This window comes from Bacillus sp. T33-2 (assembly GCF_002860205.1).
In the GTDB taxonomy this organism is placed as follows: Bacteria; Bacillota; Bacilli; order Bacillales; family Cytobacillaceae; genus T33-2.
This window is the reverse complement of record NZ_PGVB01000005.1, coordinates 146,292-169,407: the sequence shown is the minus strand read 5'-3', so window position 1 is coordinate 169,407 and position 23,116 is coordinate 146,292. Positions and strand designations below refer to the sequence as shown.

Below are 23,116 nucleotides of genomic sequence, written 5' to 3'. Positions count from 1 at the left end.
GAAATGGAGTGAGACTGTGGATCAATCTTATTTAATCAAACCTGCACTCGATGAAACATATCCCACTATTGACTATGGAAAAGGGACATATTTGTTTGACCTGGAAGGCAGGAAATATTTTGACGCAGCTTCAGGAGCAGTTACCGCGAATATAGGGCATGGTGTCGAAGAAATAATTGAAGCGATGCATGAGCAGGCAAAAAGGGTGTCGTTCGTGTACCGTTCCCAGTTTACCAGTGAGCCCGCAGAAAAGCTCGCCTTAAAAATTGCCCAACATGCTTCCGGTGACCTGAATTGGTGTTTTTTTGTCAACAGCGGTTCCGAGGCAACAGAAACCGCGATGAAAATTGCAATCCAATACTGGCAGGAAAAAGGGATCCATACAAAAACCAAAGTACTGTCCCGCTGGCTCAGCTACCACGGAATTACGATGGGCGCGCTGTCCATGTCCGGACATCCAGGTCGGAGGGCAAGATTCACTCCCCTCCTCGAAAATTTGCCGGTTATCCACCCGCCATACTGCTACCGCTGTCCTTACAGCCTAAATGCACCAGCCTGCGGGCATCTTTGTGCAAAAGAGCTTGAAGCAGCCATAAACCGGATAGGCCGGGAGTACATCGCTGCCTTCATTGCTGAGCCAGTCATCGGGGCAGCAGGAGGGGCAATCACTCCGCCGGATGGTTATTATAAAACTTTAAAAGAAATATGCGAGCGGCATGAAATCCTCTTTATTGCAGATGAAGTGATGACAGGATTCGGCCGGACCGGCACGATGCTCGCTTTTGACCACTGGGGAATCGTCCCTGATATTGCCGCGCTTGGAAAAGGGATGGGTGCTGGTTACGCACCGATCGCTGCAGCCCTCGTCAGTGATCAGGTGATGGAACCCATCATGAATGGTTCCAAAAGCATCATGAGCGGACATACGTTAAGCGCGAACCCCCAGGCCTGTGCCGCAGCGCTTGCAGTGATTGAATATCTTGAAAAAAATGACATCATCAATGACGTCGAATTCAAAGGCGTGTACTTGAAAAACCACCTTGACAGGTTAAAAGCCGAATTCTCTTTCATTGGCGATATTCGGGGCAAAGGACTATTAATCGGAATCGAGTTTGTTAAAAACCGTCAGGAAAAAACACCATTTCCGCGGACGATGAGGTTCACCGATAACATTGTCAAAACAGGCAGAAACAATGGTCTGCTGTTATACCCGGCAGGTTCTGGCCTGGATGGGATAAGCAGTGACGCTGTCCTGATTGCCCCTCCGCTGACCGTTACAAAAAGGGAGATTGATGAATTGATTGTACTCCTGCGGAAAACATTTTCCGTCTTTCAACATGAGTTCATGAAAAACCCGGACAGGGAGGGGGATTGACATGGAGAACCCTTTTGGAAAGCTGTCATCTTTAAAGCTGGCCATGGAACACTTTTTTGATGGCATGACATTGATGTTTGGCGGCTTTGGAGGTGTAGGCACACCGCCGGCCCTCATAGATGGACTGCTTAAAAAAGAGATTAGCAATTTGATATTGATTGGGAACGACACAGGTTTCTCGCACATCGGCATTGGCAAGATCGTCAGCCGCGGGAGGGCGAAAAAGGTCATTGCCTCCCATATCGGGTCCAATCCGGTCGCCGGACAGCTGATGACGGATGGTGCGCTTGAGGTCGAGTTCTCCCCCCAGGGAACGCTGGCGGAAAGGATCCGGGCAGGAGGCATGGGGCTTGGAGCCATTTTGACCGACATTGGAATCGAAAATGATATAGTTTCCAGAAACAAACAACGGCTCAACCTTAATGGGAAAGATTATCTGGTGGAGCCTGCGCTGACGGCAGATGTTTCCATTGTTTATGCCAAAAAGTCCGACCCCTACGGGAATCTTGTCTACGACAAAAGCGCGAGGAATACAAATCCGCTTGTCGCGATGGCCGGGAAATTTACGATTGCCGAGGTGGAGGAAATCGTACCGCTCGGCAGTCTCAACCCTGAAGAAATAGTTACTCCAGGTGTTTTTGTTGACATGGTGATTCCGACAAGCGGGGTGAATTGGAAATGGGCATGGGAAATGAAATAAGGAACAGGATGGCAAAAAGGGCTGCGGAGGAAATAAAACCAGGAATGGTCGTCAACCTTGGCATCGGGATTCCCTCACTCGTCCCGGACCATTTGCCTTCAGGAATGAATGTAATGTTCCATGCTGAAAATGGAATAGTCGGAATGGGAGAGACGCCGGCCAAAGGGGAAGAGGATGAAAACCTGTGCAATGCCGGAGGATTTCCGGTTACTACAGTTCTTGGCGCCTCATACTGTGACAGCTCGGTGGCCTTCGGAATGATCCGCAGGGGAAGGGTTGACATCTCCATTCTTGGTTCACTCCAGGTCAGCCAAACAGGAGACCTGGCAAACTGGATTGTTCCCGGCAAAAAAGTTCCCGGTATGGGTGGAGCGATGGAGCTCGCCCAAAAAGCAAAAAAACTTGTTGTCCTGATGAGCCATACCGATAAGAATGGACAGCCGAAGATTTTGGAACGCTGTACGCTGCCCTTGACCTCTGGCAGATGTGTGGATTTAATCATCACAGATTTGGCGGTGTTCGAAATCTCGGGCGGTACCCTGAAGCTTAGAGAGCTGTTTTTCCCTCGTACAGTTGAAGAAGTCGCTGAAAAGACAGCTTGCCAGTTTGATAATGGGGAAAACATTAGAATGATTGCATACTAAACTGCAAGGGAAGGGGAGGATACATTGGAACAGCTTAAATCCCGGATAAGAGTGTACATCACGGAACATAGGGCGAGGGCAGCACGGCTGCTGCAAAGACTCGTCCAGGAGGGCAGCAGCCGCGGCAATGAGAGTGGTGCCCAGGCTGTGATTATTGAAAAATGCAGAGAATTGGGGCTTGATCTTGATATATGGGAAATTGGAGGGGAAGCACTGGTCAATCACCCGGTCTACTGCTCCGACCGCAAAAGCTTTGCCGGAAACCCTAATGTGGTCGGTGTCCTGAAAGGGAGCGGCGGCGGGAAATCACTCGTTCTGAATGGACACATAGATGTAGTGCCTGTTGGAGATTTGAATGAATGGGAACGGGATCCTTTTAGTGGATATATAGAAGGCGGAAAGCTGTACGGACGGGGCTCGACAGACATGAAAGGCGGGTCGGTTGCCCTGCTGCTGGCCATGGAAGCGGTTATTAAAACTGGAATAATATTAAAGGGTGATGTCATTTTTCAGAGTGTCATAGAAGAAGAAAGCGGCGGTGCGGGCACTCTTGCGGCTGTCCTTCGGGATTACAGGGCAGACGGCGCGATTATACCAGAACCGACGAACATGAAATTTTTCCCGAAGCAGCAGGGTTCGATGTGGTTCAGGATCACGGTCAGGGGGAAAGCCGCGCATGGCGGAACCAGGTATGAAGGAGTGAGTGCAATTGAAAAGGCGACCGAGGTCATCGGGAGATTGCAAGAGTTTGAGAGAACAAGAAACCTTACCATCCATGATCCCCTCTTTGAAGGAATCCCCATTCCCATACCGATTAATATCGGTAAAATAAACAGCGGCGACTGGCCTTCTTCTGTCCCGGATTCAGCGGTCATTGAAGGCAGGATGGGTGTCGCCCCGGACGAAACACTTGACAGTGCCAGACAGCAAATGAAGAACGTCCTGACTGGTTTGCAGGAAACAGACTCATGGCTCCGGGAAAACCCTTTAAAGCTGGAATGGTTCGGCGGCAACTGGCTGCCCGGAAATCTTGACCCGGAACATGAGCTGCTGAAGGCGCTGGAGAAAAGTTTTATGTCCGTAAAAAAACAGGCACCGAAAATTGAAGCCTCACCATGGGGGACCGACGGCGGAATTTTATCAAATATCGGACATACACCGGTTGTCGTATTCGGTCCGGGCGTAACAGAGACTGCGCACCAGGCAAATGAATATATCCGGCTTGAGGATGTATTTGAAGCAGCTGAGATCATTGCTTTTACAATTATTGACTGGTGCGGGGCCGACGAATAAAAGGATGGGGAGAGAACCGATGGGAGAGATTAGCATAAAAACAGAGATTCCCGGCCCAATAGCGAGGGCGTTGCTGGAAAGAAAAGAGAAAAACGTTCCGGCTGGGCCCTTTAATACGGTAAAAACATTTGCGGCTAAAGGGGAAGGGGCGCTTTTAACCGATGTGGATGGCAACACTTTTATTGATTTTGCAGGCGCGATTGGTACCTTGAATGCAGGCCATTGTCCGCCGAATGTCGTCAAAGCGCTGCAGGCGCAAATTCATGCGTATTTACATCCATGCTTCCATGTGATGATGTATGAACCCTATATAGAGCTGGCCGAGACGCTGAACAGGCTTGTTCCGGGGAGCCACGCAAAAAAGACTTTTTTCTTGAGCAGCGGTGCCGAGGCAGTCGAAAATGCAGTGAAAATTGCCAGGAAATTCACAGGGAGGAAAGGAATCATTTCATTTGAGCGGGGATTCCATGGCCGGACATATATGGCAATGTCACTGACAAGCAAGGTGCGGCCATATAAATACGGGTTCGGTCCGTTTGCGCCTGAAACGTACAAGTGGCCTTACCCTGATTATTACAGGTCCGGGGGATTGGATCCGGCGGAACTTGATGAAGCGCTGTTAAGCAGTTTTGAAACTTTCTTCCTGAACGAGGTTTCACCAGATGACGTAGCGGCTGTAATAATGGAGCCTGTCCAGGGTGAGGGCGGCTTCATCATCCCCTCCAAGGGCTTTGTTCAGGGCGTTAAAAAGCTTTGTGAACAACATGGCATTTTATTCATAGCAGATGAAATCCAGACCGGTTTCGGCAGGACAGGCAAAATGTTTGCCGTTGAACATTTTGAGGTGGTTCCTGATATAATGACAATGTCCAAGTCGATTGCTGCGGGGCTGCCGCTCAGTGCAGTGACCGGCCGGGCTGAAATCATGGATTCAGCCGGAATCGGCGAAATAGGCGGGACGTATGGCGGAAGTCCGCTCGGCTGTGTAGCCGCGATCGAAGTTATTCAAATGATTCAAAACGATGGGCTGCTTGAACAGGCATTGAAAATAGGGGAAGCATTCCAGGCCTGTTTTGATGTACTGTCATCACGGTTTGGGCAGATTGGCCAAATCCGCTCCCTCGGAGCCATGTGCGCCATTGAGTTTGTACAGGATAAAACGGGTAAACGGCCCAACCAGCCGATTGTTCAGGAAATACTGAGAAACGCTCATCAGCGCGGACTGGTCATCATGAGTGCCGGACTGTACGGCAATGTGGTCCGCCTGCTCGTCCCGCTTGTCATTTCTGACAGCCAGCTTGACGAAGGTCTGGGTGTTCTTGAAGATGTGATCATTCAATGCTGCCAGAACCAGCAATAGGAGGAATATAGTTGAAACAATCTCTTTGGATAAATGGAACCAGCATGGAAACAGGCAATTACCGCCCTCTTGTCAATCCCTACAGCGGCGAGACGATTGCGGAAGTTGCTGACGCAGGCGAAGAAGAAGTACTGTTGGCGATTGAAGCGGCCCACAGGGCGGCACCAATTATGGCAGGAATGGAAGCTTTTAAAAGGGCTGAAATCCTTGAAAGAGTCGCCGGCTTTATGAAAGAAGAGCGTGAAGCATGTGCCCGCCTTATCGCAACCGAAGCGGCAAAACCGATAAAAGTTGCGCGTGCCGAGGTGGAGCGAACGATTATGACGTACACCTTCGCTGCCCATGAAGCGAGAAGGATCCATGGGGAAACAGTACCGCTCGATGCGGCTCCCGGCGGTGAAGGGCGTGTTGCCTATACTGTAAAGGAACCGCTTGGTGTCATTGCGGCGATAACACCTTTTAATTTCCCTATGAACCTAGTGGCGCACAAAGTGGGCCCAGCCATTGCCGCAGGAAATACGGTCGTGCTTAAGCCTGCGAGCCAGACTCCGCTTTCCGCTTACAAAATAGCTGAATATTTTCACAGGGCAGGACTGCCGGACGGTGCTTTGAACGTGGTGACAGGAAGCGGAAAAACAATCGGGGACATGCTTACTTCCGACGACAGGGTAAAAAAAGTGACATTTACGGGCAGCCCAGCTGTAGGAAAATATATTCGGGAACGGTCAGGGTTGAAACGGGTTACGCTTGAACTGGGTTCTAATTCAGCGGTTGTGATTGACCATGATACCGACCTAACAAAATGTATCCCGAGGGTTGTTGCCGGGGCATTTGCATACCAGGGCCAGGTTTGCATTTCCGTGCAGCGGATTTTTGTGCATGAAAGCCTGTTTGAACAGTTTGTTTCCGGCCTGAAGCAAGAAACGGAAAAGCTGGTTATTGGAGACCCGCTGGATGAACATACAGACGTGTCAGCGATGATCACACCAGGTGACGTTAGCCGGGCAAAATCCTGGGTTGACAGCGCCGTTGCAAACGGGGCTGAGCTCATTATCGGGGGAGCAGCAGAGGGGCCTGTCCTGAAGCCAACGATCCTGTTGAATGCGAGCCCAGAAGACAAGGTTTCCTGTGAAGAAATCTTTGCGCCAGTCGTCCATATCAACAGTTTCAGTGATTTTGACGAAGCATTGCAAGAAGTGAACAAATCACAGTTCGGGCTTCAGGCAGGGGTTTATACAAACGACCTTAACAAAGCTTTAAGGGCAGCAAAAAAGCTGCATGTAGGCGGAGTCATGATCAATGATATCCCCACTTTCCGTGTTGACCATATGCCATATGGCGGAGTGAAAATGAGTGGAACCGGAAGAGAAGGAATTAAGTACGCCATTGAGGAAATGACCGAACTGAAGCTGGTAAGCATTAAGCTTGATTAATAAACTTTTTTATATGGAATGTTGATGATTAAAGATGAAGCCTGGCCTTGTAGGGCCGGGCTTTTTCAAATATCACCGGGGCGGGGGGAGGACAAGGCGATGCAACAAGGATCAACTTTTCTAATCAATCATTCAAATTGCTTGCTTGAGGCGTACAATGATCCATGGAACCGGAGGATAAGGGTGGATGATTACCGGGGAAGCATAGATAAAATTTTGGAAAAGGCTGGAGAATTGGCTGTATCTGAAAAAGCAGAGAAGCTGATTGTGAAAGCAAGGAGGGAGCATTTTACCCGGCTACTGGAACATGGTTTCCGTTTTGAAGCCAGTGTCGACGGCTATTTTCTTGGCTCAGACGGGTGGTTTTTTTCGAAATTTTACACCTCTGAAAGGAAAAATAATCTCCATTGGGTCACAGAAGATGAAATCATAAAAAATGTATATCATTTGAAGGAGCCTGCCAGGGCTGTGATGCCGCCAAAGGATTATCAGCCCGTAAAACTGCAGAGAGGGGATGCTCCAGCGCTTGCCTCTCTTTATAACCAGGTTTTCCAGATCTACCCAACGCCACTTAACGATGCTGGTTACATCGAAAAAACGATGGAACAAGGAACCATTTACTACGGTTTCGTCTGCAATGGGGAAATCGTGAGTGCCGCATCGGCTGAGGTGAATAATTTTTACAAAAATGCTGAGCTGACAGATTGTGCCACATTAAAGGAACACCGGAAGCATGGGTTGATGAAGCATCTGCTTGCACTTTTGGAGGACCATTTACTGAAAAACAGTATTTATTGTGCGTATTCTATCGCCCGGTCACTTTCATTTGGGATGAACGCGGCATTGTTTCAATTGGGATACGCGTACAGGGGAAGGCTTATAAACAATTGTTTTATATACGACAAGCTTGAAAACATGAATGTTTGGGTGAAGGATCTCGCAAGCAGCGCCTTGAAAGGATAAATGTAATTTAGTGAAGGATATTGCCAGTGCCAATTTTTCGGCAGCAGGATGACAAAAAAGCGGCATCCTGTCATATAGATATCATGAGAGGGTGGGAATATGAACATGATGTCTGATATGACAAAAGAAGTTTTGAGTGCGATTTTGAAAAGCATTGATGAAGCGATTCACGTTGTGAATACAGACGGGATTACCATTTTTTACAACGAGGTTGCAGCAAGGCATGATGGACTTGACACAGATGAAGTAGTCGGCAAAAAATTGCTCGACGTATTCCCTTCGTTAAATGAGAAAACAAGCACTTTACTGAATGTCATTAATACAAAAAAGCCTTTATATAACCAGTCGCAATCATTTGTGAACCTTCACGGGAGAAAGATTGAAACATTGAACACTACCCTGCCTATTTTTGTGGAACGGGAAATTATCGGTGCCGTCGAAATTGCCAAGGATTATACCCGGATTAAAGGACTGGCCGAAAAGCTGGTTGATATTCAGAGAGGGATGAAGCGAAAAGCAGGCAGGCATGTGAACAGGCAAACAGCTTATACATTTGCTGACTTACTAACGGTTCACCACGGCTTTAAGAAAACAATTGCAGAAGCGCGCAGGCTTGCTGAATCTGATTCACCGATTCTCGTATTTGGCGAGAGCGGCACAGGCAAAGAATTGTTCGTTCAGGGAATGCACAATGATTCAGGACGGGCAGCAGGGCCATTCATTGCCCAGAATTGCGCAGCGATCCCGGAAACACTGCTGGAAAGCATCCTCTTTGGCACCTCGAAGGGGAGCTATACAGGGGCTGTCGACCGGCCAGGATTATTTGAGCTTGCAAATGGGGGCACCCTTTTTCTTGACGAGCTGCATGCGATGCCGATAGAACTGCAGGCAAAGCTGCTGCGCGTGCTTGAGGACGGCCTAGTCAGGAGGGTTGGGAGCACAAACAGCCTGTCTGTCGACGTCCGCGTCATTTCCGCAATGAATATTCACCCCAGTGTGGCGATGGAACAAGGCAAACTAAGGGCAGACTTGTTTTACCGGCTAAATGTTCTCACGTTTGAACTTCTTCCTCTCAGGGACAGAAAAGAAGATATTGTTTTTTTATCAGAAAAGTTCATTTCTGATTACAACGATATGCTGTCAAAAAATATCTCGGGTACCGACATGCGGGTAAAAGAGCTGTTTTCCAGGCATGAATGGCCCGGTAATGTACGCGAATTAAAACATACGATTGAATATATGATGAATGTATGCGAAGGGAATTGCCTTACCTTCAACGACTTGCCGGTGATGCTCAAAAGTTCAAAGCATGTGCCAGCCGGTAGGCCAGCATCGCTGTCGTTAAAAGAAAGCCTGAGAAACGTGGAGATGAAGCTGATTATGGAAGCTTTGTCAGACACAGGGGGAAACATTCAACTTGCAGCGGGGCTCCTTGGCATACCAAGGCAGACACTTCAATATAAAATGAAAAAGCTTAAATCGTGACTGCCAAAAAACCGGCAGTTTTTTTATTTGCACAATCCTGATGTTACCCATAGGCATGACAGCGAAGGCCTTAATGAAATGGCATAAAAATTGCATCAAGAATAGATAAATGATTTAAGGGGGAATAGGTGTGAAGCAATTTGTTTATAGACCGGCCCGGCACTGGAAGGATATAGAATTGTGGAAGAATGTGACTGACGAACAATGGAACGATTGGCTGTGGCAGTTAACCAATACAATCCGGACACTGGACGATTTAAAAAAGGTTGTCAATTTGACCCCCGAGGAAGAGGAAGGTGTCAGGATTTCAACAAAGACCATCCCGCTGAATATCACCCCTTATTATGCTTCATTAATGAATCCGGACGATCCCAGATGCCCAGTCAGAATGCAATCAGTGCCGATTTCAAAGGAAATTTACAAGACGAAATATGACCTGGAGGATCCGCTGTACGAGGATGAGGATTCACCTGTGCCAGGGTTGACTCACCGCTATCCGGACAGGGTTTTATTTCTTGTGACCAATCAATGCTCCATGTATTGCCGTTATTGTACACGACGGCGGTTTTCCGGGCAGATAGGGATGGGGGTTCCGAAAAAACAGCTCGATGCAGCGATCGAATATATCGCCAACACACCTGAGGTACGGGATGTCCTTATTTCCGGGGGGGACGGCCTGTTGATCAACGACAATATTCTGGAATACATCCTGAAGAACTTGAGAGCCATTGACCATGTGGAAATCATCCGGATCGGAACGAGGGCTCCTGTCGTGTTCCCGCAGCGGATAACTGAGAATCTCTGCTCTATTTTGAAGAAATACCATCCTGTCTGGCTAAATACCCATTTTAATACATCCATCGAGATTACAGAAGAATCAAAACAGGCCTGTGAGATGCTCGCAAATGCAGGTGTCCCGGTCGGCAATCAGTCAGTCATTCTGGCCGGGATCAATGACAGCGTTCCGATCATGAAAAAGTTGATGCATGACCTTGTCAAAATCAGGGTCCGCCCGTATTACATCTATCAATGTGACCTTTCAGAAGGAATCAGCCATTTCAGGGCACCAGTTTCTAAAGGCCTTGAAATCATTGAAGGATTGCGGGGACACACTTCTGGATACGCTGTGCCGACCTTCGTTTGCGATGCTCCTGGTGGTGGAGGAAAGATCGCACTGCAGCCAAATTACTTGATTTCACAGAGTGCCGAAAAAGTAATCCTAAGGAATTTTGAAGGAGTAATCACTTCCTATCCAGAGCCTGAAAACTATGTTCCTGGCCGGGCTGAGGCATATTTTAAAGAGATTTACCCTGACGCGGAATCTAAACGGTCCAACATTGGGATAGCGGCGCTAATGCATGACAGCCAGTTCAACCTTATTCCTGAGGGGCTGAGGAGATTGGAACGGCGCCAGACATACGAGGCTAAGCCAGGGCACAGCACCCTAAAGGACAAACGCGAGAAAAGAGACCAGCTCAAAGAAAAGAAATACCAGGCCCAGCAGAAAAAATCTCTGGATCAAAGAGAAACTTTTTCCGCAAAGGAATAGGGGGATTAAGGTTGGAAAACAGATGCGAATGGTGTGAATGTGAAAAAATAATGCACGGAAGCAAGAGCGTATTCTGGGAGCTCCCTGACGGATCACGAGCGATTGAAATAACTCATACTCCAACAATAACTTGCCAGGATTGCCACATTTCGTACCAGACAGAAAAAATCGTTAAGCAGATCGAGGACCAGCTATTCCTGGTCAATACTACGTTAATTGACAAAACCATTAAGTTTGAAGAATTGATGGCCTTGCCCCGCCTGTTGAAACGGAATTATTTTGACTTTTCTTCTTAACAAGTGAAGCCTCTGCAGGTTATTAAAAGAGTAACGCAAAATAGACGTGAATGAACCTATCCGCTATAGTAAACGATAGAAATATGTTTGCCGAGACGCAAATTACTAATAGGCGGAAAGGGTTGTTTATGTCAAAAAGCTTTTATCACTTCTTAATGAAATACCGGCATCCAGAGCCGAAAGATGAAATAAGCCGGTTTGCCAACGCTGCGTATGAGGATCATGCCTTCCCCAAGACTTCTGCCCAATACCATGAATTAAGTTCTTATCTTGAACTGAACGGGCATTACCTGGATAATATGTCTGTATTTGATGAAGCCTGGGATTTATATTTAATTTCCGAAGGATAGAGAAATCTATCCTTTTTTTGCGTAAATCGCTGTTCTAAAAAATACAAAATTTTAAAGTTTGGTTATACTTTGGGTTGTGGAATTCCATTATTTTCTGGGAGTAGGGGGCATGAGGACGGGCAGTTTAATCGTGGCGAATTTTGATTAAAAGCATATACTGTGGTAATAAATTCACGACGAATCATTGAGAGGATGGGAGGAGAAAATGGAGAATCGGAAAAAGCCGAAATATAAAATCGGTGATACAGTCGTGATCACAATATATGGAACGGTCGGAAAGGTTACGGATGTGAAGTGGCTCGACGGCCTTTATGTATATGAAATCAATAACAGTGAGGGACTGTACCTGGAATCTAGCCTCCAGATGCTCTCTGAATATGAAGGGAAGCTGCTCGAGAAGGAACATATTGACATAGAATATAAGTATTTTTTCGGAGACCTTGTCCATGTTAAAGGCTATGGTTCTGACTTATTTAAAATCGTAGGATTCCGTACGGAAATTTGGCGTTACAAGGAAGATGCCTGGGAAGACGTCATTTATGAACTATCCAGGATCAGTGATGGTGAATGGCTGGAAGCAGGTGAAGAAGAACTTACATTGGTTGCAGATGCTGAAAGTGCAGAAACATTTATTCAAAAGCTGGGCCTGTTGTTTACTGTCAATAAAGAGGTGAAACCGGTGAACCTGGACAAAAAGCCGCAGCAGGCTCCCCATCGGCATGCCGAAAAACAGGAACTGAAAAAAAAGAACAATAAAAAAATGTTGATCGATAATCTTCTGGACATTTACAATGACTATCGCATCCTGTATAAACTTTTTCAGGATGATGAATACGCACATGTGATGAGAGTGATCATGAGGAAACTGGCTCTTATCGTTAATAACGATGGCAAAAGCCACGTCTGACCTACTTAATGACAACACTGAAGAGGTAAATCATATACGGAACACCCAGCAACATCAACATTTTGAATAAAAAGTTTGTGATCTGGCCAAAATAGCGAATAATTTCGCTGTCTTCTTTATTTACATCTTCCCGGAACACCGCTCCCCATGTTTTTAATATTTCCATGATATCTCCCCCATTCTGAAAATTATATTTAATAGTATGCTTGTCCAATAAAAACATGACTGAAGCAAAGGATTTTTAAATGGCGGAACTTGAAATGGTGTTTTCACTGTGATCGAAGCATGAAAAATGCTGTCCGCTCATACATTTTGTACAAAGGGGGGCGATTCTTTGAAAGAGATTGAAGTTTTCATTGATACCGACGAAATAGCCGATTTTTTCTTTCACCAGCTTTTGAAACGGGGATACGTTCCCACCGAGGAAGAACTCGAGGAAATGGCTGACATCACATTTGAATATCTGGTTGAAAAGTGCATTATCGATGAGGAAATGGAAGAAGACTGATTGGTAGAAACGGATCTATTGCACGATCCGTTTTTAATTGCAACGCAGAAAATCGGTCACCTCTGTAAAACTCATAAAATACTTGCTTAAGAATGAAACCTTATTCGCATAAATTCGTATGAACATGTATAACATCAGGAAGTATATTCACCTTGTAGGCAAGTTTTAATTTAAAGAGGAGGCAGGATCAGAATGTCGTTTTTCAATAAAGTATTTGCAAGTGTGGGAATTGGATCGGCAAAGGTAGACACCAGGCTTGAAAAGGAAACCTTAATGCCGGGAGAGGACGTACGGGGAGTGGTCCATATCACCGGCGGAAAAACTGCCCAGAAGGTTGACGAACTTTATCTTTCCTTGCACACTACATACATTAAGGAGGCTGATGACAAAAAATACACGGCAACAGCCACAATTGGACGGTATAAGGTAACGGATGAATTCACCATTCATCCGACTGAAACGAAAGAAATACCATTTTCCTTCAGGCTGCCTGTCAACACGCCGGTCTCAATTGGAAGGACAAAGGTCTGGGTTTCCACTGGGCTCGACGTGAAGAATGCGGTGGATCCAACAGATCAAGACTTTATCAATGTAATCCCAAACCGTATCATGGCAGCAGTATTGAATTCTGCAGGCGATCTTGGCTTCCGCCTCAGGGAGGCTGACTGCGAGGAGGCGCCATACCGCTTGCGCAGCCGCCAGCCATTTGTGCAGGAATTCGAATTTGTGCCTGTAACAGGCCCATTCCGGGGCAGACTGGATGAACTTGAAATTGTTTTCTTCCCTGTAAATGATAATGAATTAGAGGTCGTCCTGCAGGTTGACCGCCGTGCCAGGGGACTGGCAGGATTTCTTTCAGAAGCATTGGAAATGGATGAATCTAATGTTACTCTTAAAGTACATTCCGGTGACATTCCTCAGTTAGCACATAAACTGCAATCCGTCATCCAGCGGTACTGTTAAATAAAAGCCGATGAAGCTGCTGCTCCATCGGCTTTTTAATGGTGTGAACCCGGGCTGTTCTTTCTTTTCTTGGCGGAATATTCCTTTGCGTGTGCTTCATGCTCGGCAATGATTGCTTCAGGTGGAATATGGTTGTTTTTTTTCGGTGAAATAATGCGGTTACGGTGTTTTTTTCCGATGTTATCCACCCCCTGTCATTATAAAATAATGGATGGTTTGTACCTCTTGTGGCCAAGCTATTTTTAGCATTTCCTCTTGCCAAAAGAATAGTAACGCAACATTTTCCTGCACGGACATTATATGGTATAGTTTTTACGTAAGCGGCATCAAATAGGATGGAGGATTTAACTATGAGCATACATATTGGCGCAAAAGAAAATGAGATTGCAGAAACGGTATTGCTTCCTGGCGATCCACTCAGGGCAAAATACATAGCTGAAACTTTCCTGGAAAATGCGCAGTGCTATAATGAAGTAAGAAATATGTTTGGATATACCGGAACGTATAAAGGCAAGCGAGTTTCGGTGCAGGGAACGGGAATGGGAGTTCCGTCCATTTCTATCTATATAAACGAACTAATGCAAAGCTATAATGTTCAAAATTTGGTACGGGTCGGGACATGCGGTGCCCTGCAAAAGGACGTCCGTGTACGGGACGTGATCCTGGCAATGAGTGCTTCCACTGATTCACAGATGAACCGTATTACGTTTGGCGGTGTTGATTATGCACCAACAGCAAATTTCGATCTGCTCTTAAAGGCTTACAACGCAGGCGTGGAGAAAGGTTTAAATTTAAAGGTTGGAAATGTGTTTACAGCGGATATGTTCTATAACGATAACGCAGAGCACGAGAAGTGGGCCAACCACCAAATTTTAGCGATTGAAATGGAGACAGCAGCTCTTTATACGCTTGCAGCCAAGTTTGACCGGAAAGCGTTGTCCGTCCTCACGGTAAGCGACCACCTTTTGACAGGGGAGGAAACTACTGCAGAAGAGCGCCAGACAACCTTCAACGATATGATCGAGGTTGCCTTGGAAGCTGTAATACAAATTTAATAAATGAAGCTCTTTCCATGCGGAGAGAGCTTTTATTAATGTAATAGAGGAGCAGGCCTCTGAAACATGTTATTTTGTTATGGTAAAATAGGACATGCAAAACGGTTTTAAAACATGATATGATGGATATATTGTAGAAAAATGACGAAAAAAACGGTGAAAACAATGAAGAAATTAATGCTGCTCATAATAGCTGCGCTTGCATTGACGGGCTGCGGGAAATTAGATGCCGTCAAGGACAAAATCCCTTTTGTTGGAAAGGACAACCAGATGCAGGAAACAAATGAGAATCAAAAAGCAGACGGTGAAATTCAGGACGAGCAAGGTTTAAAACGCTCGTCAGGTTCAGATGTGGCCATTTCCAATGAACATGTTGAGGGAAGCCAACCCGCTTTGGAATCAACCTATTTTAATGTGATCAAACAGACAGATGGGAAAAATATTATACAAAACCCCGAAAATGCTTTGTCGATGGTTAATAAACTGTTTGGCCTTCCATCCGACTATATCCCTCCCGATTTAGTCCGGCCGGCCGTCACTTTTTCATTTGGTGAACAAAAGCTGGAGAAGAGCCTGCTAAGGAAGGAAGCCGCGCAGGCGCTTGAAAAGATGTTTGCCGATGCAAAAAGCAGTGGAATTGAACTTGTTGCAGTGTCCGGCTACCGTTCTTACAACCGCCAAAGTGTGCTTTTTGATGCGGAAGTAAAACGGAAGGGGAAGGAAAAAGCTGTTGAGGCTGTTGCATTGCCGGGAAACAGTGAGCACCAGACAGGCCTTGCCATGGATATTTCAAGCCACAGCAGCAAAATGAATTTAACTCAGCAGTTCGGTGATACAAAAGAAGGCATCTGGCTTGCGCAAAATGCTCACAGATTTGGGTTTATCCTCCGCTATCCGAAAGGAAAAGAACAAGTAACTGGATATATGTATGAACCTTGGCATTTTAGGTATGTTGGCGAGAAAGCGGCTGCCGAAATGTATAAAAATAATTGGACCCTTGAAGAATATTTTGATACTGTGAAGAAAATTTAACGCAAAAGCCCGGCATACTGTACGCCGGGCTTTTTTTAACGATAAGATAGTATAAAATTTTCGTCATTCCACAGTACCCGTTTCTGTGGAATTGTTATTTTACATGCCAAACATTATAAAACGTATCTTTTCGATGAAATCCATGATTAGCATCTATTCGTTGACAAACCATCAGGGTATAATCCGTTCCTAAGTAACGCTATTTTGACCAGGAAGGCTGATTCGGTCACCTAGCCGGATTCTAGGTGACGCAAACAGTTATCGGCGAGCTGGTTCGGTAACCTATCCGGATTCCAGGTGACGCAAACAGTTATCGGCGAGCTAGTTCGGTAACCTATCCGGATTCTAGGTGACGCAAACAGGTATCGCCGAGCTAGTTCGGTAACCTATCCGGATTCTAGGTTACGCAAACAGTTATCGGCGAGCTGGTTCGGTCACCTAGCCGGATTCCAGGTGACGCAAACAGTTATCGGCGAGCTAGTTCGGTCACCTAGCCGGATTCTAGGTGACGCAAACAGTTAGCGGCAGGCTGGTTTGGCCAACTAGCCGGGTTCTACGTGACACAAACAGGTAGTAGTGGGTGGAATCGGTATCCTAGGATTGTCCGACGGGGAGGCAATGACACCGGCAATGTTTTTATGCGACAAATGTGGCAAAAAAAAATATACCTTGAGTATTTATAAAGGAGTACATAGGAAACAGTGCAAAATTTGCATGTTCTGTGAACAAAAAGAACCGGGCGGTTTTTGCCCGGTTTTTATTAATAACAGCTGTTTTTGCCGGCCGCATTTCTGTATAATTTAATAACTGCACAATGAAGAGATGATTAACAAGAGGAAAGCACGAAAGCGGGGAGAAACCATGGTCTACATAAAAGAAATCAGCATGGATGATTGTTCACAGTTATTGGAATTTGAACTGGCAAATAAGGGGTTCTTTGAAAATTACATCCCTGCGCGGGATTCGTCTTATTATTCAGTCGAGGGAATCGCAAGATCAATTGAACTGATGTACAGCTTGAGGAATCAGGATGAATACTATCTATACCTGGTCAGGAACGAAAGTGATGATCTCGTTGGGAGAATCAACATTTTCAATATAAACAGGGACCATTTAAGTGCAGAAATCGGATACCGGATTGGCGAGAGCCATACTGGCAAAGGTTATGCGGAACGTTCGGTAGAACTGATAGAACATCATGCGGCCACCCAGCTCGGCATTAAAATTTTGACCGCACAAACTATTGCTTCAAATATGGCGTCAGCCCGGGTACTGGTCAAAAGACATTTTACTTTGACTGAAACAGTTAAAAACCTTTTGCCATTCAATGGTCAACTTCACGATGCACACATTTTTCAAAAAGAAATCTAAATCCCAAGGAAAGTTTTTGTTCCTGACTGCGCCTGATTATTTTCCTGTCAATTTAGGCCTGAAAATGTTATTCTAATCATCAAGGATTTTAAAAAAACAATCGCCGAGCTATGCAAATAACGGGCATTGTTCATCAAACTAATAGATTAATAGAATTGCGACTGGCATAACGAAAGTGGTGAAAACGGTTGGACCAAGACAAGAGAACTGACGAAATTGCAGCAAATCAAGGCAACCCGGAACAGATAGAGAGCAATGAGCCGAAACAAAACAATTTTCTTCGAATAAAGAAATTCCATTTTGCGATGCTGTTGTTTTTTATCGTTTTTATAACTGCAGGGATCACAACTTTTGCCCTTGCGTTTGGTGATGATGAACCAGCGGTAAAAGTCATCGGGCAGAGGGATGAATTTACAAAGCTGTATGAGGCATATGATGTGCTTAAAAATAATTACTACACGGAAATTGATGAAGATAAAGTGATTAACGGGGCAATCAACGGAATGCTTGAGTCCCTTGATGATCCATACTCCGACTATATGAATCAAGAAGATGCAAAAAGCTTTCACCAAAGCATCGAGTCATCATTTGAAGGAATTGGGGCCGAAATCCAGGAAAAGGATGGACATATCGTCATCGTGACCCCGCTTAAAGGCTCCCCTGCTGAAAAAGCCGGTTTAAAGCCCGAAGATAAAGTTCTGGAAGTTGATGGAAAAAGCCTGCAGGGCATGAGTTCTTCAGAGGCAGTTATGTTCATACGTGGCAAAAAAGGCACAAAGGTCGAATTATCGATTTCCCGGCCTGGCATCAATGAACCTGTGAAGGTGCCTATTGTACGTGATACCATTCCAATTGAGACTGTGTATGGGGAAATGATTGAAGACAAAATTGCCAAGGTTCAGATCACAAACTTTTCCCAAAACACTACAAAGGAACTGGTAGCCATCCTGAACGATTTACAGAAAAAGGGTATGCAAGGCTTGGTTCTGGATGTAAGGCAGAACCCGGGTGGACTGTTGGAACAGGCAGTAAGCATCTCCAGCCTGTTCGTCCCTAAGGGCGAGATCTTGTTTACTGTGGAAGACCGCCATGGGAACAAGGAAGAATATCCATCAAAGAGCAATGGAAATCCGGATGTGCCTCTCGTAGTGGTGATTGACAAGGGAAGCGCAAGTGCCTCCGAAATACTGGCCGCTGCCGTGAAAGAGTCGGCAGGAGTGCCGTTAGTCGGCGAAACCAGCTTTGGTAAGGGAACTGTCCAGCATGCCCAGGATTTTGAAGACGGTTCGAACATGAAGTTCACAACGGAAAAATGGCTTACACCGAAAGGGAACTGGATTCATAAAAAGGGGATCAAACCGGATTATGAGGTAGCTTTGCCTGAATATGCTGCATTGCCGTTTATTGACCCGGAAACTGAACTGAAAGTATCTTCTGCCTCAGAACAGGTTAAAGCTGCACAGAAAATGCTCAAGGCACTCGGATACGATCCTGGAAGGGAAGACGGCTTCTTCGATGAAAAAACTGCACAGGCAGTAATGGCTTTCCAAAAAACCGAAAATCTGGAGCAAACAGGTACGCTGAAAGGAGCTTCAACGATCCAACTGATGACACGCCTGCGTGAACAGATAGAAAAAAATGACCCGCAAATCCAGAAGGCTGTAGAAGTACTAAAAGAACAGCTAAACAAATGAAGCCGAAAAACTCTCCACTTTGGGGAGTTTTTTGTTTGGGCAGCGAGTATCCGCTATGCATTGTATTTTGGCCGACAGCCAAATGGTTTGTGTCGAGACCCGCAATCAGCTAAAATGTGTCAATGGGACTTAAAGTAAAAAGCTATTTGAGGAGTGATACCTTGAGGCAATTTACAAAATTGGATACCAGCCTGAAGGAAAAAATTGTACGATTGGAAACTGATTGTGAACGTCTTTGCGAAAATGCGCGGAAGATATATTCTTTAAAATTCAAATCGCTTGGACAGGAACCAGTGATTGAAATGGCTAGGACGATAAAAGGAAGGACAGCACCTGCACATCAGGTTTTTACAGCAGGGTATGAATCATATATCGACATCGGGATCGAAGACTGTGAAGAATACTATCCGCATGCCTATATACCCATCTGGAAGTGCAAGGAGGAATTGTTCCAGAAAACAGGGTACCTGACTATGGACAGTGTGGATGTGATTTGCGCCAAAATTGCGAATATGGCAGATGAAATGTATAAAGAAATAGAAAAGAAACAGTGATACAGTATGAAGAAACAATAAACAAACCCGAATTTAATATTGTGGCGACATTTATCTGACGGGGCAATACGGTGCCGCTGGCCAGGCTTCTTCAATTGTTTTTTTATGGCGAAACAGGGTAAGGTATAAGAGATTATATGGAAAGGATGATCTTTTATGCCGTGGACACAAGATGATTACCCTGTGTCAATGAAAAATCTCGATCCGAAAGTCAGGAACAAAGCCATTGAAATTGCCAATGCCCTTGTGGAGGATGAGAAATACGAGGACGGCAAGGCAATCCCTATCGCCATAGACAAAGCAAAGGAATATGTAAAAAATCATAAAAATGATTGAATGAACCGTGCTTCTCTGGCACGGTTTTTGCATATACAGGCATCAAACAGGATAAACTTTGCAAAGACAAGTTTTATGAAAACGAGTTGATGCAAAATGAAATCTCCTTCGATTGCTTTTATCGCATGCTTTCTGCTTATGTGCAACGCTGCAGGAATTGAAGCAAAAACAAGGGAAATAGAGATGCTTTCCTGGAATGAAGTGAACTCGCTGCTTCCAAGATACAGTACATTTACCGTGGAAGATTTTGAAACAGGAGCTAAATTCCGTGTCCAGCGAAGAGCAGGAGGCCGCCATGCGGATGTGCAGCCAGTTACCGCAAAAGATACGAAAATCATGAAGCGGATTTACAATGGAAAATGGAGCTGGAAAAGGAGAGCGATCATTGTCAGGTCAAAGAATTTTGCAATCGCCGCATCTATGCATGGAATGCCTCATGGTGCCGGTGCATTGAAAAATAATTTTCCGGGACATTTCTGCATCCACTTTTACGGAAGTACTACACACCGCTCCAGTAAAATGGATTTGTCCCATCAACTAATGATCCTAAAGTCTGCCGGCAAACTGGAGAAATTTTTGGAGGAGGCCGATGTTTCTGAATTGGTCGATGCTTATTTTGCAGGGATTAAGCAACAGGATCCGCACATTGTTTCTCTGATTTCCGCACAACAATTGAACTGGAAAAAAGCACTTCCGCTGGTCGAAAATATTCGCCCGGGAAAGTTGGATCCTTCATCATTCGAGGATGCGGGCGCAAGTCTCGTCCTAAACGTACCTGTTGAAGTAAATATGCAGCTCAAAGGGACGGGCCGGGCGAATTTTGAAGGTGAGCTCATGCTCATCAGATTTTCACCTGCTGAACAGTGGCAAGTAAACTCGGTCAAGTTTTTCGAAGAAGCAGTCCTGTCCAAAAAGCAAGAAAAAAAAGCTTGAGCATTCTCAAGCTATTTTTTTAAGCCAACCGGTGCCGGAACCACTTTTCCCGCTTCCCCCTTCTTTTATGTGCTGTTTAAGAGTTTCCAAATTTTATGAAAGTCAGTTCGTCGCCAATGGTACCACAAATTCCGCATTGAACCTTTAATTCTGGACCCGTATAAGGCCTGTGAAAGGGATCAACCTCACCACTTGTATATTCATGAATGATGTCACCGGTTTGAGGGTCCAGTCGTACCGGCTGTGGAACCTGTCGAATCAGGTTAAATCGGCTCCGGTTTGTTTTGCAGCTCGGGCATCTGTATCTTGTCATTCTCATTCATCTCCTTCATTCTGCATTTCTCACTATTTTTTGCAGAGAGGGGATGAAATATGTAACAATTAGGATAAGCAAAATGAGGGTCGCCGTTACAGGTTCAATAAGGGGGATGGAATACATGGTTGATTACACCCATTTAATAGCGGAATACAGGAAAATCTGGAACAATCGCAGTCTCGCTGTTGAATGCAATGCTGAGGACACTTTGAAACAAGCCATACTCAGAGAACTAAAGGACGAAAATTCCCATCCTCGTGTCAGACGGCCGCTATTTGAAAAATATTATTGGGCAACCAAAAGGATCATGGAATCATGCTTGGCAGATCACGATAAACTGGAGCTTATTGGATTGCATATTGAATTAGCAGGTAATTACCATGAAGATTAGCAGAATGTGGGATTGATACTCGGTGCCAGAATCACCACAAATAACCACGAAGAAAAGTGATAACAGTAGAATAATGACAGGTATTGGGTTGAAGGGGAATGCACATTCCGCTAAAATGAGTATGATAGGAATTGTTTTTCCAAAAAAAAGGAGGGTTTCCGATGTCAGAGTACACCTGTTTTAAATTATCCGTTGTTGACAACAATGCTTCGATTGAAACAATCTTTTCAAGATTGGTACACGGTTGCTGGGTGGATGAAATACAGAGGACAAGCATACTCGATGGCAACCGGATTATTTTTACCGGCGGTGAATACGATTCTGAATTTCAAATTACTTTAAACGGTCCCTATTTGATAATCCAATCGGACAGTCCCTGGGAGATGGAATTGATCTGTGAGGAATTAAAAGATATTTGTCAAAATAAACAACCTGTAGCCGGTATCAAATAAGCAATTATACATAGAAAAATGTTCACTTGGCAGGAAAGTTTTCCTGGCAAGTTTTTTATTTTCCGGCAAAAATTTCGACCTTCAGGATTTCTTTAAAAATGTCATAACAACGTAATAAATGTAAAATCCACCGTGATTCTGGAAGGCTGTCAATCCCTCATTATTAGCAGTTTAAGGTAAGCGTGATTAGAACTTCCAGAAGGTCTCTTTTCTATAAAAATATTTTATTATGCCCAAATTTCGACTTCAAACGTCATGATGCCAAGCTTCAGCAGCATGCCAACCAAGACTAGGCATACAAAACAGTGATTACTGTCATTACTTTTTTCGATCGTATTCCTTTTCCTTCCTTAAATATTACAAAAATAGCATGCTATTATAGTTGGGTAGACTTCATACACCTAATTAAGGGAGGAAATGCAGAATGAAGAAAAAATTCTTATATACAGTTGCAGCAGCTGCAGCAATCCTTGCAGCCAATCCTGTAGCAGAAAAGGCAGCTGCAGCAGGCAATGCCCCTGCAAATGCACAAAAAGAATATTACTATCATACTGGAACAGTAACCTATGAACAATTTAATAGTATCATGCAAAAGTATTTTCAAAATCCTCAGCTAGTTTGGGGACAACAGAAAGCAGCACCGCAACAAACACCTGCCCAGCAACAACCAGGAAAAGTTCAGCAGCCGGCCCAGGCACAAAAACCAGCACCGGCACCAGTCAAACAGCCAGCCCAAAGTGCTCCTGCTGCAAGCCAACAGGTAAGCGCGTATGAACAAAAGGTTGTCCAATTGACAAACGAACAGCGTGCAAAGCATGGCCTTCCAGCCCTTAAGCTTGATGCTCAGCTAAGTAAAGTCGCAAAAGAAAAATCTCTTGATATGCAACGAAAAGGTTATTTTTCCCATACAAGCCCGACTTATGGATCACCTTTTGATATGATGAAAAAGTTTGGCATCACATACCGTGCAGCTGGTGAGAATATCGCCAAGGGGCAACGCTCTCCAGAAGAGGTTGTCAATGCATGGATGAATAGTGATGGCCACCGCAAAAACATTCTGAATTCCAGCTATACACATATCGGCGTTGGACATGTTGCGCAGGGAAACTACTGGACACAAATGTTCATTGGTAAATAATATGTAACTTTGCAGAAC

At 45.1% G+C, this 23,116-nt stretch carries 27 protein-coding genes; 24 read left to right on the top strand and 3 right to left on the bottom strand.

The window, feature by feature from the left end; genetic code table 11:
- Window positions 1-16: 16 nt before the first annotated feature.
- From CVD19_RS04385 to CVD19_RS04330, 12 genes are all read left to right on the top strand, one after another.
- Window positions 17-1,375, top strand: coding sequence for an aspartate aminotransferase family protein (locus CVD19_RS04385; protein ID WP_101580652.1), 1,359 nt, complete (start codon window positions 17-19; stop codon window positions 1,373-1,375).
- 1 nt (window position 1,376) lies between these two features.
- Window positions 1,377-2,075, top strand: a complete 699-nt coding sequence (locus CVD19_RS04380) for a CoA transferase subunit A (RefSeq protein WP_101580651.1) — start codon at window positions 1,377-1,379, stop codon at window positions 2,073-2,075.
- On the top strand, window positions 2,054-2,719 hold the full coding sequence (locus CVD19_RS04375) for a 3-oxoacid CoA-transferase subunit B (RefSeq protein WP_101580650.1): 666 nt from the start codon (window positions 2,054-2,056) through the stop codon (window positions 2,717-2,719). The genes CVD19_RS04380 and CVD19_RS04375 overlap by 22 nt, the downstream gene beginning before the upstream one ends.
- Before the next feature lie 24 nt (window positions 2,720-2,743).
- Window positions 2,744-4,012: a peptidase gene (locus CVD19_RS04370; RefSeq protein ID WP_101580649.1), complete on the top strand. Its 1,269-nt coding sequence runs from the start codon at window positions 2,744-2,746 to the stop codon at window positions 4,010-4,012.
- Window positions 4,013-4,031: 19 nt separating this feature from the next.
- Window positions 4,032-5,372, top strand: coding sequence for a 4-aminobutyrate--2-oxoglutarate transaminase (gene gabT, locus CVD19_RS04365; protein WP_101580648.1), 1,341 nt, complete (start codon window positions 4,032-4,034; stop codon window positions 5,370-5,372).
- Window positions 5,373-5,383: 11 nt separating this feature from the next.
- On the top strand, window positions 5,384-6,805 hold the full coding sequence (locus CVD19_RS04360) for an aldehyde dehydrogenase family protein (protein ID WP_257985023.1): 1,422 nt from the start codon (window positions 5,384-5,386) through the stop codon (window positions 6,803-6,805).
- A 99-nt stretch (window positions 6,806-6,904) separates the two neighbouring features.
- Complete coding sequence (gene ablB / locus CVD19_RS04355) at window positions 6,905-7,768, top strand: putative beta-lysine N-acetyltransferase (protein WP_101580647.1); 864 nt, start codon at window positions 6,905-6,907, stop codon at window positions 7,766-7,768.
- A gap of 99 nt (window positions 7,769-7,867) precedes the next feature.
- Window positions 7,868-9,253, top strand: a complete 1,386-nt coding sequence (locus CVD19_RS04350) for a sigma-54 interaction domain-containing protein (protein ID WP_101580646.1) — start codon at window positions 7,868-7,870, stop codon at window positions 9,251-9,253.
- Between the two features lie 130 nt (window positions 9,254-9,383).
- Entirely contained in the window at window positions 9,384-10,802 is a 1,419-nt protein-coding gene (ablA, locus tag CVD19_RS04345) for a lysine 2,3-aminomutase (RefSeq protein WP_101580645.1), read from the top strand.
- Between the two features lie 11 nt (window positions 10,803-10,813).
- Entirely contained in the window at window positions 10,814-11,098 is a 285-nt protein-coding gene (locus tag CVD19_RS04340) for a YokU family protein (RefSeq protein ID WP_101580644.1), read from the top strand.
- 128 nt (window positions 11,099-11,226) lie between these two features.
- On the top strand, window positions 11,227-11,448 hold the full coding sequence (locus CVD19_RS04335) for a YozE family protein (protein WP_101580703.1): 222 nt from the start codon (window positions 11,227-11,229) through the stop codon (window positions 11,446-11,448).
- 205 nt (window positions 11,449-11,653) lie between these two features.
- Window positions 11,654-12,355 carry a hypothetical protein gene (locus CVD19_RS04330; RefSeq protein WP_101580643.1) on the top strand — a complete coding sequence of 234 codons (702 nt, stop codon included), beginning with the start codon at window positions 11,654-11,656 and terminating at the stop codon, window positions 12,353-12,355.
- Between the two features lies 1 nt (window position 12,356).
- On the opposite strand, the gene CVD19_RS24550 is transcribed toward CVD19_RS04330, so the two are convergent.
- Window positions 12,357-12,521 (bottom strand): hypothetical protein, encoded by a 165-nt coding sequence (locus tag CVD19_RS24550; protein ID WP_180953509.1) that lies wholly within the window; start codon window positions 12,519-12,521, stop codon window positions 12,357-12,359.
- A 168-nt stretch (window positions 12,522-12,689) separates the two neighbouring features.
- Between CVD19_RS24550 and CVD19_RS04325 the strand changes: the two genes are divergently transcribed.
- Both CVD19_RS04325 and CVD19_RS04320 read left to right on the top strand, forming a co-directional pair.
- Window positions 12,690-12,863: a YozD family protein gene (locus CVD19_RS04325; protein WP_101580642.1), complete on the top strand. Its 174-nt coding sequence runs from the start codon at window positions 12,690-12,692 to the stop codon at window positions 12,861-12,863.
- Between the two features lie 192 nt (window positions 12,864-13,055).
- Complete coding sequence (locus CVD19_RS04320) at window positions 13,056-13,826, top strand: sporulation protein (protein WP_101580641.1); 771 nt, start codon at window positions 13,056-13,058, stop codon at window positions 13,824-13,826.
- Between the two features lie 35 nt (window positions 13,827-13,861).
- On the opposite strand, the gene CVD19_RS25820 is transcribed toward CVD19_RS04320, so the two are convergent.
- Window positions 13,862-14,005, bottom strand: coding sequence for a hypothetical protein (locus CVD19_RS25820; protein ID WP_374702867.1), 144 nt, complete (start codon window positions 14,003-14,005; stop codon window positions 13,862-13,864).
- A 171-nt stretch (window positions 14,006-14,176) separates the two neighbouring features.
- Here CVD19_RS25820 and deoD point away from each other — a divergent pair, with 171 nt between their 5' ends.
- The 7 genes from deoD (at window position 14,177) to CVD19_RS04285 (ending at window position 20,801) form a co-directional block, all read left to right on the top strand.
- Complete coding sequence (gene deoD / locus CVD19_RS04315) at window positions 14,177-14,881, top strand: purine-nucleoside phosphorylase (RefSeq protein ID WP_101580640.1); 705 nt, start codon at window positions 14,177-14,179, stop codon at window positions 14,879-14,881.
- 165 nt (window positions 14,882-15,046) lie between these two features.
- Entirely contained in the window at window positions 15,047-15,913 is an 867-nt protein-coding gene (locus CVD19_RS04310; protein WP_101580702.1) for a M15 family metallopeptidase, read from the top strand.
- Between the two features lie 861 nt (window positions 15,914-16,774).
- Window positions 16,775-17,284, top strand: coding sequence for a GNAT family N-acetyltransferase (locus CVD19_RS04305; RefSeq protein WP_180953508.1), 510 nt, complete (start codon window positions 16,775-16,777; stop codon window positions 17,282-17,284).
- 245 nt (window positions 17,285-17,529) lie between these two features.
- A complete protein-coding gene (locus CVD19_RS04300; protein ID WP_441296224.1) occupies window positions 17,530-18,978 on the top strand; it encodes a S41 family peptidase in 1,449 nt (482 codons plus the stop codon).
- A 161-nt stretch (window positions 18,979-19,139) separates the two neighbouring features.
- On the top strand, window positions 19,140-19,532 hold the full coding sequence (locus CVD19_RS04295; protein WP_101580638.1) for a hypothetical protein: 393 nt from the start codon (window positions 19,140-19,142) through the stop codon (window positions 19,530-19,532).
- A gap of 156 nt (window positions 19,533-19,688) precedes the next feature.
- The gene (locus CVD19_RS04290) at window positions 19,689-19,868 is read left to right on the top strand and encodes a hypothetical protein (RefSeq protein ID WP_101580637.1); all 180 of its coding nucleotides are present in this window, start codon (window positions 19,689-19,691) and stop codon (window positions 19,866-19,868) included.
- A gap of 96 nt (window positions 19,869-19,964) precedes the next feature.
- A complete protein-coding gene (locus CVD19_RS04285) occupies window positions 19,965-20,801 on the top strand; it encodes a hypothetical protein (protein ID WP_101580636.1) in 837 nt (278 codons plus the stop codon).
- Window positions 20,802-20,877: 76 nt separating this feature from the next.
- Here CVD19_RS04285 and CVD19_RS04280 read toward each other — a convergent pair whose 3' ends face one another.
- Window positions 20,878-21,114 (bottom strand): DNA alkylation repair protein, encoded by a 237-nt coding sequence (locus tag CVD19_RS04280; RefSeq protein WP_101580635.1) that lies wholly within the window; start codon window positions 21,112-21,114, stop codon window positions 20,878-20,880.
- Window positions 21,115-21,196: 82 nt separating this feature from the next.
- On the opposite strand from CVD19_RS04280, the gene CVD19_RS04275 reads away from it, so the two are divergent.
- The 3 genes from CVD19_RS04275 (at window position 21,197) to CVD19_RS04265 (ending at window position 23,098) form a co-directional block, all read left to right on the top strand.
- Window positions 21,197-21,508, top strand: coding sequence for a hypothetical protein (locus tag CVD19_RS04275; RefSeq protein WP_257985022.1), 312 nt, complete (start codon window positions 21,197-21,199; stop codon window positions 21,506-21,508).
- Between the two features lie 161 nt (window positions 21,509-21,669).
- Window positions 21,670-21,960 (top strand): hypothetical protein, encoded by a 291-nt coding sequence (locus tag CVD19_RS04270; RefSeq protein WP_101580633.1) that lies wholly within the window; start codon window positions 21,670-21,672, stop codon window positions 21,958-21,960.
- A gap of 424 nt (window positions 21,961-22,384) precedes the next feature.
- Window positions 22,385-23,098 carry a CAP domain-containing protein gene (locus tag CVD19_RS04265; protein ID WP_101580632.1) on the top strand — a complete coding sequence of 238 codons (714 nt, stop codon included), beginning with the start codon at window positions 22,385-22,387 and terminating at the stop codon, window positions 23,096-23,098.
- Window positions 23,099-23,116 lie beyond the last annotated feature (18 nt).

Coding starts and splice junctions, on each gene's coding strand:
- CVD19_RS04375 (WP_101580650.1), top strand. CDS start 2,054: ATGGGCATGGGAAATGAAATAAGGAACAGGATGGCAAAAAGGGCTGCG.
- ablB (WP_101580647.1), top strand. CDS start 6,905: ATGCAACAAGGATCAACTTTTCTAATCAATCATTCAAATTGCTTGCTT.
- CVD19_RS04285 (WP_101580636.1), top strand. CDS start 19,965: ATGAAATCTCCTTCGATTGCTTTTATCGCATGCTTTCTGCTTATGTGC.
- CVD19_RS04280 (WP_101580635.1), bottom strand. CDS start 21,114: ATGACAAGATACAGATGCCCGAGCTGCAAAACAAACCGGAGCCGATTT.
- CVD19_RS04290 (WP_101580637.1), top strand. CDS start 19,689: ATGCCGTGGACACAAGATGATTACCCTGTGTCAATGAAAAATCTCGAT.
- CVD19_RS04310 (WP_101580702.1), top strand. CDS start 15,047: ATGAAGAAATTAATGCTGCTCATAATAGCTGCGCTTGCATTGACGGGC.
- deoD (WP_101580640.1), top strand. CDS start 14,177: ATGAGCATACATATTGGCGCAAAAGAAAATGAGATTGCAGAAACGGTA.
- CVD19_RS04305 (WP_180953508.1), top strand. CDS start 16,775: ATGGTCTACATAAAAGAAATCAGCATGGATGATTGTTCACAGTTATTG.
- CVD19_RS04320 (WP_101580641.1), top strand. CDS start 13,056: ATGTCGTTTTTCAATAAAGTATTTGCAAGTGTGGGAATTGGATCGGCA.
- CVD19_RS04335 (WP_101580703.1), top strand. CDS start 11,227: ATGTCAAAAAGCTTTTATCACTTCTTAATGAAATACCGGCATCCAGAG.
- CVD19_RS04275 (WP_257985022.1), top strand. CDS start 21,197: ATGAGGGTCGCCGTTACAGGTTCAATAAGGGGGATGGAATACATGGTT.
- gabT (WP_101580648.1), top strand. CDS start 4,032: ATGGGAGAGATTAGCATAAAAACAGAGATTCCCGGCCCAATAGCGAGG.
- CVD19_RS04330 (WP_101580643.1), top strand. CDS start 11,654: ATGGAGAATCGGAAAAAGCCGAAATATAAAATCGGTGATACAGTCGTG.
- CVD19_RS04270 (WP_101580633.1), top strand. CDS start 21,670: ATGTCAGAGTACACCTGTTTTAAATTATCCGTTGTTGACAACAATGCT.
- CVD19_RS04380 (WP_101580651.1), top strand. CDS start 1,377: ATGGAGAACCCTTTTGGAAAGCTGTCATCTTTAAAGCTGGCCATGGAA.
- CVD19_RS04350 (WP_101580646.1), top strand. CDS start 7,868: ATGAACATGATGTCTGATATGACAAAAGAAGTTTTGAGTGCGATTTTG.
- CVD19_RS24550 (WP_180953509.1), bottom strand. CDS start 12,521: ATGGAAATATTAAAAACATGGGGAGCGGTGTTCCGGGAAGATGTAAAT.
- CVD19_RS04265 (WP_101580632.1), top strand. CDS start 22,385: ATGAAGAAAAAATTCTTATATACAGTTGCAGCAGCTGCAGCAATCCTT.